Origin of the sequence: Rhizobium sp. 32-5/1, assembly GCF_029537235.1 — a bacterium.
In the GTDB taxonomy this organism is placed as follows: Bacteria; Pseudomonadota; Alphaproteobacteria; order Rhizobiales; family Rhizobiaceae; genus Pararhizobium.
Genome location: NZ_CP120638.1, coordinates 176126 through 191782, shown reverse-complemented (window position 1 = coordinate 191782; position 15657 = coordinate 176126). Strand labels below are relative to the sequence as shown.

Sequence of the window (15657 nt, the reverse complement as noted above, 5' to 3'; positions counted from 1 at the left end):
TTGGGCGATGCTCTTAAGGTAACGAAGCGGCATCAATCTTTCGTGAATGTTTCATATACGGGCGGAAACTCACAACAGATCACAATCCGGCCGCATCGCGGAACCGGCCCCAGAGCATGGCTGCGTGCACACCGACCGGCCAGAGTGCGTGAAAGCGCATCGGCTTGATGGCGCTCACGGGCAGATCGAGTTGTGCGCTTTTGCCATGGACGAGCCGGTTTGCCAGTTGCTGCCCCATGGTCGTCGCAAGGGCGACGCCGCGGCCATTGCAGCCGAGATAGATCAGGGTGTCCGGAGATGGTTCATGAACATGGGGCAGGTGGTCCGGTGTTACGGCAAGCTGCCCGTTCCAGGCATGGCTCCAGCCGATGCCCTTGATTTCCGGCCACAAACGCTCGGCATGGCGCATCAGGTAGGACACGGCAGCCTTATTGCCATTCAGGCTGCGTTGCGGGCCGCGTCCGCCCATCAGCAGCCGGTTCTGCCGGTCGAGACGGTAGTAGACGGTGATATGGCTGCTTTCGTAAAGGACAGGACGCTGCGGCAGGATCCTGGCGGCGAGATCGTCGGGCAGGGGCTCGCTGGCGACGATGGCGCTGTATACCGGGACCAGCGATTGTTTGAGCCCAGGCCAAAGATCATCGGCATAGGCATTGACCGCGAGCAGCAGCTTGTCGGCGGTCAATGTCGCCTTCGCAGTTTTAAGTCGCCATCCGCCATCTTTGCGCTTGACGGACAGCACGCGGCTTGCACCATGAATTTTCACACCCGCCGCCAGTGCCGCAGTGGCAAGGCCACGGGCATAGTTCAACGGATGCAGATCGCCGCCACGCGGATCAAACAGCGCGCCCGAATAATGCGAGGTGCCGGCGGCGGCGCGAATGTCTGACGCGTCGAGCAGGCTCGTCGGCATGCCGCGCGCCGCGCACTGTCTTGCGGTCTCGCGAATGGCGTCCAAGGCCTGTTCATGGGTGGCGGCACGCAACGTGCCGTTCTGCCGCGCATCGCAATCGATGCCCAGTCTGCGGATCAGGTCGAAAGTGAAATCCGGACCGCCATAAGCCCGTGCGATCATCCGCCGGCCAAGATCGTCGCCGAACATGGTGATCAGTTGGTCCGGATTGAATTTCAGTCCCGGATTGACCTGTCCGCCATTGCGCCCGGACGCACCCCAACCGGGTTCGTTGGCTTCTAGCACGGTTACATCGACACCCATTTCCGCCAGATGCAGCGCCGCCGACAGGCCGGCAAAGCCCGCACCGACAATCGCCACCGATGTTCGCGCGTCCGTATCGAAGACTGGCGTGCCCAGCGCGTCGACGGCGGTATCCGCGTAAACGCTGGGCGGTAGGGATTGGACAGTCTGCATATGATTCAGTCCAGATGAATGTGGATGTTCAGTCTGCACAACGTTCCGCGCAGCGCAAAGAGAATTGCAGGCTCGAAACCGAGGTGCGCTGGGCGCCGCTCATGGGCTATGCCTTTTCATCCCGTGTAATCTCGGCCCGCATACGGCTCGAATCTCCCCAGGTCGAAAGCCAAATCATCAGGTTGGTGAGGTCGCCGACAACAGGCAAAAACAATGCGTGCGCTAGGCCTTTGCTTTTTTGGTTATTTTCCGCCTTCCGCAGATGCGCCAATTCCTGCTCTTGAATAGACGAAATAAGGGTATGGAGTTCGCGGTCGCGGGTTTGAAGGAAGGCCATCTGGTCTTCCAAATGCCGATGGACCGCGCTTTCAACCGCTTCAGTACAAATCCAGACCATATTCCGTCCGCAAAGTGCCGTCAAAAAGCCGAGCACGTAACCGCCGAGACTCCAAAGTGACATGACGCGGCAGGGCCGGGCGCTCCGCGCAGGCATTGCGTTGCGAAACAGGTCGCAATGTTCAATTTCGTCTTCCCGCATCGCTTGAAGCGCAGCCACGATGTCAGGAAAAACCACCGAGCTACAATAATCTGCGCGCTGTATATCCGAATTGCACCGAACTCGCCCGCGTGGTTCACCTTGAGAATACGCCGAATGGTTATGTCCGGCTGGCAGTTGGCCGATTTGCTCGACGCCTTGCTCGTCATTTACGCTGCCTTGCCGCTTCCGCGCTGCCGATAGGGCGTTGTCCCGCCGTCGGTCTGAAGTTGCCTTGGCACATTCTACGGAATTCAAAAGTCCGACGAAAGCTACATCAACAGCATCCGGCTGATTGTTTGGGAGGCATGTGCAGAGCATGACATTCCAACTTTACGGAAACAGGACATTCTAACTTTGTGTGAGTTCATGCTGAAGCGCGACTTGCGAGCTGGATCAAGCTAACCGGCATGCCTCAATTGAGCGAGCAGTTTCTTGCGGAAGACTTCGACCGGCGTTCGATAGCCGAGGCATTTGCGCGGTGTGGCATTGAGCTGATTGCAGATCGCGATCAGATCGGCATCAGTCACGGATAAGGGATCGACCTCTCTCGAAAGCCATTTCCGCGCTCGCCTGTTGGTGTTCTCAACCGTGCCTTTCTGCCAGGATGACTGCGGGTCACAAAACCAGATCTGTGTGCCGATGCTGGCTTGCAGATAGGGCCCAGTCGGTGAACTCAGTCCCACGATCGAAGGTGATTGAGCGGCGGGCGAGGTGGGGCAGCGCTTGTAGCGCTTGAACAAGTCCGTTCATAACCGGCCGGGACTGCCGATCATTGTTGCGCAGGAAGATGGCAAAGCGGCTGACTCGCTCCACGAGCGACGTCACATTGGCCTTGCCAAACTTCTTGCGAAACTGGATCAGATCGCATTCCCAATGGCCGAACTGCTTGCGATCGGCAACGATATCCGGACGGCGCAGAATGTTCAGGTCAGAGCTAAACCTTTGGCCATACTTGCGTCTTGCATGTCGCGGTCGCCGTCGAGCTCGATGCTCCGGCAGATGACGCCACAGCTTGATTGCATGTCCGTCGGCCGAGTATGCGAACTTGTAGATCGTTTCGTGACTGACTGAGATCGGGTGCCGTTCCAGGCGCATCCGGCCAGCGATCTGCTGCGGCGACCAACCATGTATGATCCGGTCGATAACGGACTGCCTCACAGTCGAGAAGCGCACCAGCTTCCGGAGCTTGGCCCGCCGTTCACAAGCCATGTCATGCGCCGTGATGCAATAATAGCCATTGAGATCCGGGACGACCTTGTCGACGAACGTGTTGCGCTTGATCTCACGAAAGATCGTCGAGCGATGTCGACCAAGCTTCTCGGCGATGACCTCGACACTCAGCCCAGCCGTTCGCCAGCCGGCAATCTTACGACGCTCATCGAGGTCAATAGGGAGTAGGTGCGTTCCATGGCAGCTTCCTTGCGAGTGACAACCCATTGGTATCATTCGCAAGTCTCACTTCATCCTTGAACCCACCAGGCTACAGACAATGTCACAGCTATTTAAAGATGAGACAAAGTAAGAAATTTAGAGACGCGACACCATCCTATTCGTTATTGCTGATTTTGCAAGATTCTATATTTGACGATACACAGACGTACGCCGCCGCCCGGGTGGAGCTGGTCGGGGTTGCGTAGGCCGGGCGGCGGCGGATGGCTCCAGCTGGAAGAGTAAACTTTAGCTTTGACACCCCGATCACTCCGCCGCTTTCAACTGCGCAAGGGCTTGCTCTCGCCGGGCGATTACCACTGGATCATTGGTAAAATCCGTCCTCCTGCCAGGCTTGCTGCCGCGCTTTTGGTAGCTATTGGCTGTACTGCCGTCGCGAATGCCGAACATATGGTCGGTCTGACCGGTGCGGCGTGGTCCACTCTGGCTGCGCTGTTGCTCACGTCCGGCCTGCATCTCGGCCACCAGGGCCAGCATGTCATCAAGCCGCTTGTTCTCAACCACCTCGGAGCGGTGCACCGAGCGCAGCGTGTCGAAGGTTTTGTAGGGCAGGGACGTCCCCTCGTGGGTGATCTCGAGGCGACCATCGGGATAGTCGCAGACAACGACCTTGTTACCGGCGAGCGTCTTGGCGAGATCCGTCGGATCGAGGATGAACAGCACCTTGTCATAGCGCAGCGTCAGGGCCTGTGACAGCTTGCGCACTTCCTTGCGGCACATGGCGCGATCGAGGTTCTCATGCGCGGCAAACGACCGATGCATGTCCTTCGGATTGCGAGGCTCCTTGCCAAAGCGGCGATTGAAGTCGGCCATGAATTCCGACGCATAGGCATTGGCCGCCGCGATCGTGTCGATGCCACGCAGCCGTAACTCCTTCACCAGCCGATCCTGCAGCGTCTGGTTGGCGCGCTCGACGCGCCCTTTGGCCTGCGGGCTATTGGCGCAGATGATGTCGATGTTGAGCTCATAAAGCGCCCGCCCGAATTGTGTCAGGCCACTGGTTCTGTCCTGCTGCGAAGCATGGGTGGTGCGGAAAACCCCATGCTTGTCGCTGTAGAACGCGATCGGCTTGCCCCATTGCTGCAGGTAAGCCTTCGTCGCGTGCAGATAGTCGAAGGTGTTCTCCGAGCCGGCAAAGCGCAGATGCAACAGCTTGCCGGTGGCATCGTCGATATAGACGAGCAGGGCGCATTTGGGACCGCGGTTCTCAAACCACCAGTGATGCGACCCATCAATCTGCACAAGTTCGCCAAAGCAGTCGCGCCGGCCGCGCGGCTGGAAAACCCGCTTCTTGCGTTCGCGGCGCGTCACCCAGATGCCGGCTTCCATCATCCACTGACGCAGCGTCTCCTTGCTGACGGCAATCCGGTGGCGCTCGAGCAGCTTCTCGGCGGCCAGGGTCGGTCCGAAATCCACGTAATGCTCACGCACCAAGTCGAGCACCAGGTTGCGGAAGTCCTCGCTGTGACGCCGGTTGCTCGCACGGCCGCGTTTCTTCGAGACAAGACCATCGGCGCCGGCCAGGTCATAGGCTTGCAACAGACGGTGGACCTGACTGCGGCTGAGACCGAGCAACCCAGCCGCCTCGACGACAGTCAGCCTCCGAGCCCGAATCTGCTGGATTAGTTCAAGTGGGGGTGCGGACGAAAACTTGGACCACCAGGAGGTAGTTCATGTATTCCTACGCAGACAGACTTCGAGCCGTTGAGCTTTATATCAGGCTTGGCAAGCGACTTAACGGGACCATTCGGCAGTTGGGTTATCCCACAAAGAATGCGCTGAGGGGTTGGTACCGCGAGTACGTACAGCATCTCGACCTGCGTATTCAGCCGGTAGCTCGAGCGCCAAAGTATTCCAAGAGTCAGAAGCAGGCGGCACTTGAGCATTACCGCACCCATGATCGTTGCATCTCTGCGACGATGAGGGCGCTCGGCTATCCTGGTCGAGGAACTCTGACCGCATGGGTACGTGAGGCCTTTCCGGAGACGCGAACATCGATGGTGGGTCGATCGTGGCGCCCTGCCTATCCCGCAGCGGTGAAGCAAGCTGGTGTCATCGGACTATGTAGTGGAGATGAAAGCGCCCAACAGGTGGCTGACCGGCTGGGCGTCTGCAGGCCGACGTTGTACAACTGGAAAGACCAGCTACTCGGTCATGAGGCTCCTTCCTCCATGAAACGCCGCAAAACCACCCCGCAGGCGCCGGAACGCGAGGAACTCGAGCGCCAGCTTGAAGCCCTCCAACGTGATGTTCGCCAGTTGCAACTCGAGCATGACCTCCTGAAGAAGGCCAATGAACTCCTAAAAAAGAACTGGGCGTCGATCTGCAGATCCTGAGTAATCGGGAAAAAACACAGCTGGTTGACGCCCTTAAAGATACCTATCGCTTGCCAGAACTGCTCGCCCAGCTGCAAATTGCGCGAAGCTCCTACTTTTATCATCGCACGCGCATGTGTCTGGCAGACAAGTATGCCGCCGTCCGGCACAGCCTTGCAGAAATCTTTGAAGCGAACCGTCGTTGTTACGGCTACCGCAGACTACAGGCGTCACTGGCCAGGAAGAGCGTGATCATCTCGGAAAAGGTTGTCCAGCGCTTGATGAAGCAGGAGCACTTGGTCGTGGCCAGACCGCGCCGACGGCGTTTCGGATCGTACTTGGGAGAAATAAGTCCGGCACCCGAGAACCTGATCAATCGCGACTTCCATGCGAAAGCGCCGAACGAGAAATGGCTGACAGACATCACCGAGTTCCAGATCCCAGCCGGGAAGGTGTATCTCTCGCCCATCATCGATTGCTTCGACGGAATGGTCATCAGTTGGTCGATTGGAACGCAACCAGACGCGCGGCTGGTCAATACTATGCTGGATGCAGCTATTGAGACCGTGACCGACGGCGAGGAACGGCCAATCGTCCATTCCGATCGCGGAGCCCATTATCGCTGGCCAGGCTGGCTAACGCGGATCAGCGAAGCGAAACTGGTTCGCTCAATGTCCCGAAAGGGATGCTCACAAGATAACGCCGCATGCGAAGGCTTCTTCGGCCGATTGAAAACGGAACTATTTTATCCACGAGATTGGAAGGCCATCACAATCAAACAGTTCGTTGCCGAGGTAGACGCCTATATCCGCTGGTACAATGAGAAGCGGATCAAGATATCGCTGGGATCACTCAGCCCGGTCGAATATCGCAAGAGCCTCGGCCTTAACTTATAAAGCTGTCCAACTTTTTATCCGCACCCCCGACGATGCAATTCCTTCTGAGACATAACAATCAAACAAGACATGACGACTCCGAACACAGATGGCCTCGACCACGATGCACGTCGCTTATCTTGCTTCCCAATGCTGACGTTCGACCAGCATCCCAAGAGGCGACGACTGTCGCGTCTCTAACTAGCCTATATGTCGCATTTCTAAAATGCCGCTACAGACAAAGATCACATAAGATAGATTATGGAACTAGAAGATATTCCATTTGCTGCTAATCCGTGGGTTCGTCGGCCCCTCGGCTTGACCTGCACCGTTCCAAAGGCTTAAGCCGAAGGCTCCGTAGTGCCAAGCGAAAGACCGGACCCGATGAGCGAATTGCGCATTCTTTCAGATGCTTTCATTCCTGAATTGCCAGGACGCTATAACGGCAAGGTTCGCGAGAACTATGATCTGCCTGACGGCAACCGCATCATCATCGCAACGGACCGGCTGAGCGCCTTCGACGTGATCCTGACGGCTATTCCGTTCAAGGGCCAGGTCCTGACGCAGACGGCGCGCCACTGGTTCGAGCAGACCGCCGATATCTGCCCCAATCACGTGGTGTCCTATCCGGATCCGAATGTCGTCATCGGCACGCGGCTCGATATCCTGCCGGTCGAGATCGTCGTGCGTGGCTATCTGGCCGGAACCACCAGTACGTCGATCCTGACCAAGTACCGCAATGGCGAACGCGCCATGTACGGCATCGTCCTGCCCGACGGCATGAAAGACAACGAGAAGCTTCCGCAGGCGATCATCACGCCGACCAGCAAGGCTTTCGATGGCGGCCACGACGAGCCGTTGTCGGCGGACGAAATCCTGGCGCAGAAGCTGCTCACGCAGGAACAATGGGATACGGTTTCCGCTTATGCGCTGGCGCTGTTTGCCCGTGGCCAGGAGCGCGCCGCCGAGCGCGGGCTTATTCTGGTCGATACGAAATACGAATTCGGCACGGACAAGGACGGCCGGATCGTGCTGGCGGACGAGATCCATACGCCGGATTCGAGCCGCTACTGGATCGCAGACAGTTACGCCGAGAGCTTTGCCTCGGGTACGCGTCCAAGGAGTTTCGACAAGGACTTCGTGCGCGCCTGGGTCACCGAGCGTTGCGATCCTTACAAGGATCCCATTCCGGAAATTCCGGTTGAACTCGTCGAACAGACCTCGAAGGTCTATATCGAGGCCTATGAGACGATCACCGGAGAGCGCTTCGAGCCGGACCTGTCGGGTGTCACTGTGCTGGATCGCATCCGTGGCAATCTGAAAGCCTGGTTCAGCTGATTGTAAGCGTTGTCGCCTCATTGATCTCGATGCGCATCCCGTCATATCCCGGTTGCACGTGGTCGGGCGTTTCGGCCATGACGGTGTCGTAGTCCAGCGGCACGTGCATGTGCGTCAGCACCGCGGATCGGGCCCGGAAACGTTCGATCCAGCCGAGTGCCTGTTCGAGGGACAAATGGCTCGGGTGAAACTTGTACTGCAAGGTATCGATGACAAGCACGTCCAGCCCTGAAAGCCGTGCGACCGTCTCCTCTGGAAAATCGCTGACATCGCTGCAATAGGCAAATTCGCCAATGCGGAATCCGAGAGAGTGAATGCTTCCGTGAACTTGCCGCAGCGGTTCGATCAGGATCGTGCCGCCGTCGCCGGTAATGGCGAGCGGTGGAAGATCGGCATCGATGATGTTAGCTTTCACGATGGGCGGATAGGCGCTGCCGGGCGCCTGTTCGAGGCAATATCGAAACCCTTCCCGGATACGCTCCATGGTTTCGGCATCGGCCCAGATCGGCGTGCGCTGCTTGTTGTGCAGGACAAAGCCGCGAAGGTCGTCGATCCCGTGCACATGGTCGGCATGGGCATGGGAATACACAACGGCGTCGATGTGATCGACCTTCGCCGCAATCATCTGCTCGCGGAAATCCGGGCCGGTATCGATGACAACGGTCGTCTTTCCGCCATCGTCCCCGATCTGTTCGATCAAAAGTGCTGCGCGTGTGCGGCGGTTGCGTGGATTGTGTGGATCGCAGGCGCCCCAGTCGCCGGTGATGCGCGGCACGCCCGGCGAAGAGCCGCAGCCAAGCAAGGTGAAGATCCGCTTTGTCGCCAAGCTCAGAGCCTCGGCATTTTTGAGAAGATGCGAAACGCATTTTCTGTCGTGAGGTTTGCAATCTCCTCCGTCGTCACGCCGATCGTCTCAGCCAGAACCTCCGCTGTGTGCGCCACATAAGCCGGCTCGTTGCGCTTTCCGCGATAAGGTTTTGGAGCTAGATAGGGAGCGTCGGTTTCGACGATCATCTGGTCGTGCGGCACTGTCTTGGCGATCTCGCGCAGTTCTTCCGATTTCGGGAACGTCAGAATGCCGGAAAACGAGATGTAGCCGCCGAGCGCGACGCCGATGCGGGCAAGCTCCGGGCCGGAGGAAAAGCAGTGGAGGAGGAAAGGGAAGGCCCCTTCCCTGTTTCCTCGGTCAGCACCGCCGCCATGTCGTCATCGGCCGAGCGGCTGTGAATGACCAGCGGCAGGCCTGTCTTCCGGGCAGCGTCGATATGCCGGCGCAGGCCGGTCATCTGGGCGTCGCGCGGTGCATTGTCGTAGAAATAATCGAGACCCGCTTCGCCGATCGCCACGACCTTGGGATGCGCCGAAAGCCGCACGAGATCGGCCGCTTCGATGTCGAGCTCTTCGTCGGCATTGTGGGGATGCGTGCCCACGGAGCAGAAGACGTTGTCGTAATGCTCGGCGATAGCAAGGATCGAGTCGAACTTCTTTACCCGCGTCGAAATCGTGATCATCTGGCCAACGCCGGCGGCCATGGCGCGCGCAACGATGGCGTCGCGCTCGGCCTCGAAATCCGGAAAGTCCAGATGGCAATGGGTGTCGATCAGCATCTGTGCGCCCTTAAACTTCCGGCGCGATGTAGCGCGGGAAAACCGGCTTCGGTGCTTCCAGCGGCGTACCCGTCACAAGCCTACCCGCCTCACCGAAATGCGCGAAGTCGCGTTGGGTTGCCGGCACGGCCACCAGGTCCAGAAGCTTATCCGCGGATTGCGGCACGAACGGCTGCAGCAGGATCGCAATGCGGCGCACAACCTCTGCCGTGACGTAAAGCACGGTTCCCATGCGGGCCGGATCGGTCTTCTTCAAGGCCCAAGGCTCATGCCCTGCAAAATAACGGTCGGCCTCCGAGACAACCGCGATGATCGAGGTGAGCGCCCGGTGGATCATCAGTGCGTTCATGTCGTCGCGCGTGGAGGCAAGCAGCGCATCGGCAGCCGCCAGCATCGCCTTGTCGGCATCGGCAAGCGGTCCGCATTCCGGGATCTTGCCGTCGCAATTCTTGACGATCATCGACAGCGAGCGGCTGGCGAGATTGCCGATGCCGTTTGCCAGATCGGAATTGATGCGGGTGGCGATCGCCTCTTCGCTATAGCTGCCGTCCTGGCCGAAGGAGACCTCGCGCAGGAAGAAATAGCGGATCGGATCGAGCCCGAAATGCTCCACCAGCGCAAAGGGATCGATGACGTTGCCGAGCGACTTCGACATCTTCTCGCCCTTGTTGAGCAGGAAGCCGTGAGCGAAGACACGCTTGGGCAAAGGCAGGCCGGCGGACATCAGGAAAGCCGGCCAGTAGACCGCATGGAAGCGGATAATATCCTTGCCGATCATGTGGATATCGGCCGGCCAGAATTTCGCTCTAGGCCCTTGCGGATCGGTCAGGTAGCCGGTCGCGGTGATGTAATTGGTCAGCGCGTCAACCCAGACATACATGACATGCGACGGATCGTTCGGAACCTCGATACCCCAGTCGAAAGTCGTGCGCGACATCGACAGATCGCGCAGCCCGGATTTGACGAAGGATATCACCTCGTTGCGACGTTCGGCCGGGCCGATGAAATCAGGGTTGTCCTCGTAATGCTTGAGAAGACGCTCTTCATAGGCAGAAAGCTTGAAGAAGTAGCTCGCCTCCTCCACCCATTCAACCGGCGCTCCCTGCGGCCCATAGCGCACGCCATCGGCGCGGAGCTCGGTTTCGCTTTCCTGGAAATACGCCTCGTCACGCACCGAATACCAGCCGGCATAGCTGTCCTTGTAAAGGTCGCCTGCGTCGCTCATGCGGTTCCAGATAACTTTAACTGCCTCATGGTGCCGCGGCTCGGTGGTGCGAATGAAGTCGTCGTTCGACGCATTCAGCAGCACGGCCATCTTCTGGAACTCGCCGGAATTGCGATCCGCCAGTTCCTGCGGCGTGATGCCTTCCTTGCGCGCGGTCTGCTGCATTTTCTGGCCGTGTTCGTCCGTCCCCGTCAGGAACAGCACCTCGCGCCCATCCAGACGCTGATAGCGCGCCATGGCATCCGTCGCGATCAACTCGTAGGCATGGCCGATATGCGGCCGACCGTTCGGGTAGGAAATCGCGGTGGTGATGTAGAAGGGGACTTGTCTGTCATGGTAAGGATTTGCTCTGTGACTAATCTTTTGGTGTCTGGCTATTAGCGCATCCGAGGTTGCGATGAAACAGTCGGTTCACGGAAAACCGTCAATGGACGGCAGCAGCACCGAATCTTTCCGTCATGCCGGAAGGATGGAAAACGCGGCTTGACAGGGAGACTTCAAATCTGGAACATTAAGTGAACAGCAGAAGGGTTCGAGATAATGCTGACAGACCTTGCCGATGAATTCTCGCGTGCCTCGGCTCGCTATGCCGAGATGCACCAGATCGAACGTGATCGGGATTGGTTTATTTTGAAGATGCAGGAAGAGCTCGGCGAGCTAACTCAGATCTGGAACAAGCTGACGGGTCGCGGTCGCACCAAGGGGCAATCTTCAGAGGACCTAAAACAGGCATTGGCCGACGAGACGGCTGACTTGATAGGCCATGTCCTGCTTTTTGCCACAGAAAACGGGATTAATCTCTCTGCGGCAATCGAGCGAAAATGGAAATTCAAGCCGCTGAAATAGACACAGCCCTGATTTCGTCCATTAGTGATAGGATTGTCTGCTTGCGATCGAGATTGTAGGCGCCGGCAAGGATGAGTTTCTCGGAAATGGCGGAAGACAGTCGCGCAAAGCTGTCGGCGCGGGAAAGATCGCCGGCCAGAGCGGCCTGGCGTGCCTGCGCCATAATATGGTTCCCGGCGAGGTCGGAGAAGAAATCGAAAATGGTTTCGCTGTCCTTGCCCGAGAGCGTGTCGGCGAGCTTGTGCATGTCCTTGCGAATACCCGGTCCCTGCCCGGCCAGCACCGCGTCAAAGGCGGTGATGATGTCGAGCCCACCGTAGTTCACAAGTTTCAGGGCTTCCGAAATGCTGCCATGGGCGGCGGCAAAGACCTTCTCCGCATTCGCCCCGGCAATTTCGAAGCCGAGATTGGCCATCGCCTGCCGCATCGGGCCAGGCCCGAGCGGGCGCAGGGACAGCGGCAGGCAGCGCGAGCGGATGGTGGGAAGCAGCTTTCCCGGCGCATTGGTGAGGACCAGGAAAAGCGACCGTTTCGGCGGCTCCTCAAGGATTTTCAGGATTGCGTTGGCAGCATTCCGGTTGAGGTCGTCGGCGGTATCGATGATCACGATCCGCCAGTTGCCGGTGCCCGATGTCTGCGAAAAGAATTTTCCCGCGCGTCGGACCTCATCAACGGTGATTGCGCTTTTGACGCGGCCGGTCTTTTCATCCGTCGGTCGCGTCAGGTGCAGCAGATTGTGTGAGGCGCCCGAAGCGATCTGCCGGCTGACGATCGCATTGGCATCGGGATCTGCCAGCATATCAGGTGCCTGAGTCGGCTCGGGATGGCTCAGAACATGGTTGGCAAAGCGAAACGCCAGCGTCGCCTTGCCGATGCCCTCCGGCCCTTCGATCAGGATGGCGTGATGACCCTTGCCGGAGCGATAGTTCTGCGCCAGAAACTGCTCGGCTTCGGCATGCCCGAACAGCCGCATGTTTTCCGCAGGCGGCAAGGCTCCGTCGAGCACGCCATATTTTTCACTGCTCATTGCGCTGCTTCCGAGCCGCCATGGCCATTTTTGCCGTGACCGGACAAGGCCGCTTCGACGATCGAAAGAACCGAAGCTGCGATCGCGTCCGGCTGTCCGGTCGCGTCGATGACATGGCAACGCTTCGGATCGGCTGCCGCGATATCGAGAAAAGCCTCGCGGCGTTTTTCGTGCGTGTCCATCTCTTCCTTCTCGAAACGGTCGAGTTCGACGTCCTCGCCAGTCTGGGCATCCGGCGCGACGGCGCGGCGGCGCACGCGCTCCATACCGACGCTCGCCGGAAGATCGAAGATGATGGTGCAATCCGGCATGACGCCATTGATGGCGACGCGCTCCAGCGCTTCGATGAAGGGTGGCTCCAGATTGCCGGTAATCCCTTGGTAGACGCGGGACAGAATCGAGGAAGCGGTCACAGAGCACGATGGCCCCTTCGGCAAGTGCCGGTCGGATCACCTCTTCGACATGGTCGCTGCGGGCCGCGGCAAACAGGATGGCTTCCATGCGGATCCCGAAAGACTGGGCAGCGCCGGACAAAAGCACGTGCCGCGTCGCCTCGGCGCCCGGCGATCCGCCGGGTTCGCGGGTCATCAGCACCGGCCGGCCACGCTGTCGCAGCGCATCGGCAAGCAGGCGAATCTGGGTGGACTTGCCTGCCCCCTCGCCGCCTTCGAATGTCACGAACAACCCGCTTCCGACCGTCACTCTGAATTTCCGTTCCTGTTGCGAACCGTCTACTGTCTACCCGATTGTGCCTTGCGGCGAAACCTTCGCGAGCCAATTTCGCTACAGCCAGAAGAACAGCAGTTCCTGCAGCGCATCCACAGAACGGCTGGTCAGCGTCCCCGCCTCGACGGCGGCAGCGGTTTCGACCGGAATTTCGCGCAGCAGCCGCTCGCCGCTCCAAATTTTCAGGGTTCCGACTGTCTGTCCGGAGGCGATGGGGACCCGCAGCGGCCATTTATAGATGACCCGCGCACTCAAACGGTCGGGATTGTTGACGGGCACCAGCACATCGACAGGTCCGCTCGTCACCAGCCGTACGCTCGAAGCTGCGCCGCCATAGACACTGGCTTCGCCGATGATATCGCCCTTGGCAAACACCGTCTTCTTCTGGAAGGCGCTCATCGCCCAGTCGAGAATCTTTCTCGTTTCCTCGACGCGTTCCTTTTCGGAGGCAAGGCCACCCATAGCGAGAAAGACGCGTTTCCCGTCTTTCTGTTGGGAGGTAACGATTGAAAACCCGTAACCTTCCGCAAATCCCGTGGCCATGCCATCGACGCCGATATTGGCGGCGATCAGCGGATTGCGATTGCGCTGCCTGATCTTGTTCCACTCGAAATCGGCTTGTGAATACAAGCGGTAGAAATTCGGATAGCTGGCCTGGATATGACGGGCCAGCATGACCACTTCACGCATCGTCACCGTGTTGCCGGGATCCGGCAGACCGGTCGGGTTTTTGAAGGTCGAGACCGAAAGACCCAACGTCCGGGCACGCTTCGTCATGCGCTCGGCAAACGCGCCCTCGCTGCCGGACATGCCTTCCGCCAGGATGATACAGCCATCATTGGCCAGTTGCACGACAACGCCCTGGATGAGATCGCCGACGCTCACGCCCGATTTCAGCGCCGCAAACATCGTCGATGTGCCCGATGGCGCACCGCCGGTCCGCCAGGCATGTTCGGAAACGGTATAGGTCGTGTCCGGGGTCAGTTCGGCACGCGTGAGCGCGTCGAACACGACTTCCATGGTCATCAGCTTGGCGAGCGAGGCCGGCGGAACCGGGGTGTTTTCGTCCTTGGAAAACAGCACCGTGCCGGTTTCGGCGTCGATGAGATAGGCCTGTTTCGCTTTAGTCTCAAAGACCGGCGTTTGAGCGCAGGCGAGCGAAGCCATCAAGCACAGGACGAGGGTCAACAAAGGCAGAGGCCGTGCGCGCATCAACAACTCCGGTTCTTCCACCGGGCATAGCAGGCGGTTGGTGAAGGTTCAACAACCGCCTCGCGGATGATCAGCGCGCGCTGGCCTGGCGTTTTGCGTAGGCAAGGATCGAGGCTTCGTTGAGCGGGTTCGTATCGACGAGGATGGCGTCGAAAGCGGTTTTTGAATCGCTGACGCGGGCTTCGACATAGGCCGCCGCATAGGCCACATTGCCACCAGGCATCGGCATGAATTCCGGACGCTCCATCGGGATCGGGCCGATATCGGGCAACATCACCATGGCGTCGAGACCAGGGGTGCGGAAAATGCGGTGGGTTGCTCGGCGAGTGCCGTCACCGGCACGCCGGTATCGAGATTTGATTTTGCGGGGATCGTCAGCGTGCCGAGGTTGTCATCCATTGACTGGACCTGCTTTTGCATCGGCTCGTTGGACGCCACCATGACGCCCGTGGCGATCTGGCCTTCGGGGAAGGTTGACGGACCGCGGTCGCCCTTCTTGACGTAAGAGGCCATCAGATAAGGCATGTCGTTGCCGTCCATCGGCGCGCGGCCGACATATTGCACGCGAACCTTGGCGCTGCCCTTGAGCTTCATATCGAGAAAATCAGCCGTCTTCGATGAAACGTCGATTATGCGGCCATATTCATAGGGGCCGCGATCGTTGACGCGGACGATAACGGAGGAGCCGTTTTCCAGGTTCGTCACGCGGGCATAGCTCGGCAGCGGAAAAGTCGGATGCGCCGCTGACAGGTGGTATTTGTCATAGACTTCACCATTTGCAGTCAGGCGACCGTGGAAGGCAGCCCCGTACCAGGACGACATCCCTGTCTTGTTGTAGCCGAAATCTTCCTTCGGCGTGTACCATTTGCCTTTGACCTTGTAGGGTTTTCCAACCTGGTAACGACCGCCACCCTTGGGGATTTGCTTGCCGTTGGCGACGCGCGGGCTCGCCTTTACGCCATAGATCGATTCGGCAAAATATTCCTTGCTGCGCTTAGGCTTTTCCGGCTTGACGCTGGACGTCGACTGACAGGCGGTCAACGCACCGCACAACAACGGGATCGCAGCAAAGCGCAATCCCCTCAACAGGAAGGCCGCAGTCTTGTTGGATGTCATCTGTCCCACGTCGT

9 protein-coding genes and 5 pseudogenes are annotated in these 15657 nt (G+C 58.8%); 3 read left to right on the top strand and 11 right to left on the bottom strand.

All coding sequences use genetic code 11. The annotated features are described in order from the left end of the window. Positions 1 to 79 precede the first annotated feature (79 nt). The 4 genes and pseudogenes from P6U16_RS00960 to P6U16_RS00945 form a co-directional block, all read right to left on the bottom strand. The gene (locus P6U16_RS00960) at positions 80 to 1369 is read right to left on the bottom strand and encodes an FAD-binding oxidoreductase (RefSeq protein WP_277702265.1); all 1290 of its coding nucleotides are present in this window, start codon (positions 1367 to 1369) and stop codon (positions 80 to 82) included. Between the two features lie 106 nt (positions 1370 to 1475). Then, positions 1476 to 2074: pseudogene (locus P6U16_RS00955) on the bottom strand (demethoxyubiquinone hydroxylase family protein). A 231-nt stretch (positions 2075 to 2305) separates the two neighbouring features. Next, positions 2306 to 3344, bottom strand: a pseudogene (locus P6U16_RS00950) (IS30 family transposase). Positions 3345 to 3602: 258 nt separating this feature from the next. Next, complete coding sequence (locus tag P6U16_RS00945) at positions 3603 to 4979, bottom strand: ISNCY family transposase (protein WP_277703961.1); 1377 nt, start codon at positions 4977 to 4979, stop codon at positions 3603 to 3605. A gap of 50 nt (positions 4980 to 5029) precedes the next feature. Between P6U16_RS00945 and P6U16_RS00940 the strand changes: the two genes are divergently transcribed. Together P6U16_RS00940 and P6U16_RS00935 are read left to right on the top strand one after the other, a co-directional pair. Then, positions 5030 to 6567 (top strand): IS3 family transposase gene (locus tag P6U16_RS00940; RefSeq protein WP_277701657.1). Its coding sequence is split into 2 segments (ribosomal slippage): positions 5030 to 5666 and positions 5666 to 6567, totalling 1539 coding nucleotides; the frame shifts between segments, so codons are not numbered across the junction. Between the two features lie 372 nt (positions 6568 to 6939). Further along, positions 6940 to 7884, top strand: coding sequence for a phosphoribosylaminoimidazolesuccinocarboxamide synthase (locus P6U16_RS00935; RefSeq protein WP_277703960.1), 945 nt, complete (start codon positions 6940 to 6942; stop codon positions 7882 to 7884). Here the strand turns inward: P6U16_RS00935 and P6U16_RS00930 are convergent. The 3 genes and pseudogenes from P6U16_RS00930 to metG form a co-directional block, all read right to left on the bottom strand. Next, the gene (locus P6U16_RS00930) at positions 7877 to 8710 is read right to left on the bottom strand and encodes an MBL fold metallo-hydrolase (RefSeq protein WP_277702264.1); all 834 of its coding nucleotides are present in this window, start codon (positions 8708 to 8710) and stop codon (positions 7877 to 7879) included. The genes P6U16_RS00935 and P6U16_RS00930 overlap by 8 nt on opposite strands. 2 nt (positions 8711 to 8712) lie before the next feature. Continuing rightward, positions 8713 to 9491, bottom strand: a pseudogene (locus P6U16_RS00925) (TatD family hydrolase). A gap of 10 nt (positions 9492 to 9501) precedes the next feature. Beyond that, the gene (gene metG / locus P6U16_RS00920) at positions 9502 to 11076 is read right to left on the bottom strand and encodes a methionine--tRNA ligase (RefSeq protein WP_277703959.1); all 1575 of its coding nucleotides are present in this window, start codon (positions 11074 to 11076) and stop codon (positions 9502 to 9504) included. 180 nt (positions 11077 to 11256) lie between these two features. Here metG and P6U16_RS00915 point away from each other — a divergent pair, with 180 nt between their 5' ends. Beyond that, entirely contained in the window at positions 11257 to 11562 is a 306-nt protein-coding gene (locus tag P6U16_RS00915) for a pyrophosphatase (RefSeq protein WP_277702263.1), read from the top strand. On the opposite strand, the gene P6U16_RS00910 is transcribed toward P6U16_RS00915, so the two are convergent. The 4 genes and pseudogenes from P6U16_RS00910 to P6U16_RS00895 form a co-directional block, all read right to left on the bottom strand. After that, the gene (locus P6U16_RS00910) at positions 11546 to 12589 is read right to left on the bottom strand and encodes a DNA polymerase III subunit delta' (protein WP_277702262.1); all 1044 of its coding nucleotides are present in this window, start codon (positions 12587 to 12589) and stop codon (positions 11546 to 11548) included. The two genes, P6U16_RS00915 and P6U16_RS00910, sit on opposite strands and share 17 nt — an antisense overlap. Beyond that, positions 12586 to 13291: pseudogene (gene tmk, locus P6U16_RS00905) on the bottom strand (dTMP kinase). The gene P6U16_RS00910 and the pseudogene tmk overlap by 4 nt, the downstream one beginning before the upstream one ends. Before the next feature lie 81 nt (positions 13292 to 13372). After that, positions 13373 to 14527, bottom strand: a complete 1155-nt coding sequence (locus P6U16_RS00900) for a D-alanyl-D-alanine carboxypeptidase family protein (protein WP_277702261.1) — start codon at positions 14525 to 14527, stop codon at positions 13373 to 13375. 70 nt (positions 14528 to 14597) lie between these two features. Beyond that, positions 14598 to 15643: pseudogene (locus P6U16_RS00895) on the bottom strand (septal ring lytic transglycosylase RlpA family protein). Positions 15644 to 15657 lie beyond the last annotated feature (14 nt).

Bases quoted from the DNA above. Each gene is read 5' to 3' on its own strand.
- P6U16_RS00960 (WP_277702265.1), bottom strand. From the start codon at position 1,369: ATGCAGACTGTCCAATCCCTACCGCCCAGCGTTTACGCGGATACCGCC.
- P6U16_RS00910 (WP_277702262.1), bottom strand. From the start codon at position 12,589: ATGAGCAGTGAAAAATATGGCGTGCTCGACGGAGCCTTGCCGCCTGCG.
- P6U16_RS00900 (WP_277702261.1), bottom strand. From the start codon at position 14,527: ATGCGCGCACGGCCTCTGCCTTTGTTGACCCTCGTCCTGTGCTTGATG.
- P6U16_RS00915 (WP_277702263.1), top strand. From the start codon at position 11,257: ATGCTGACAGACCTTGCCGATGAATTCTCGCGTGCCTCGGCTCGCTAT.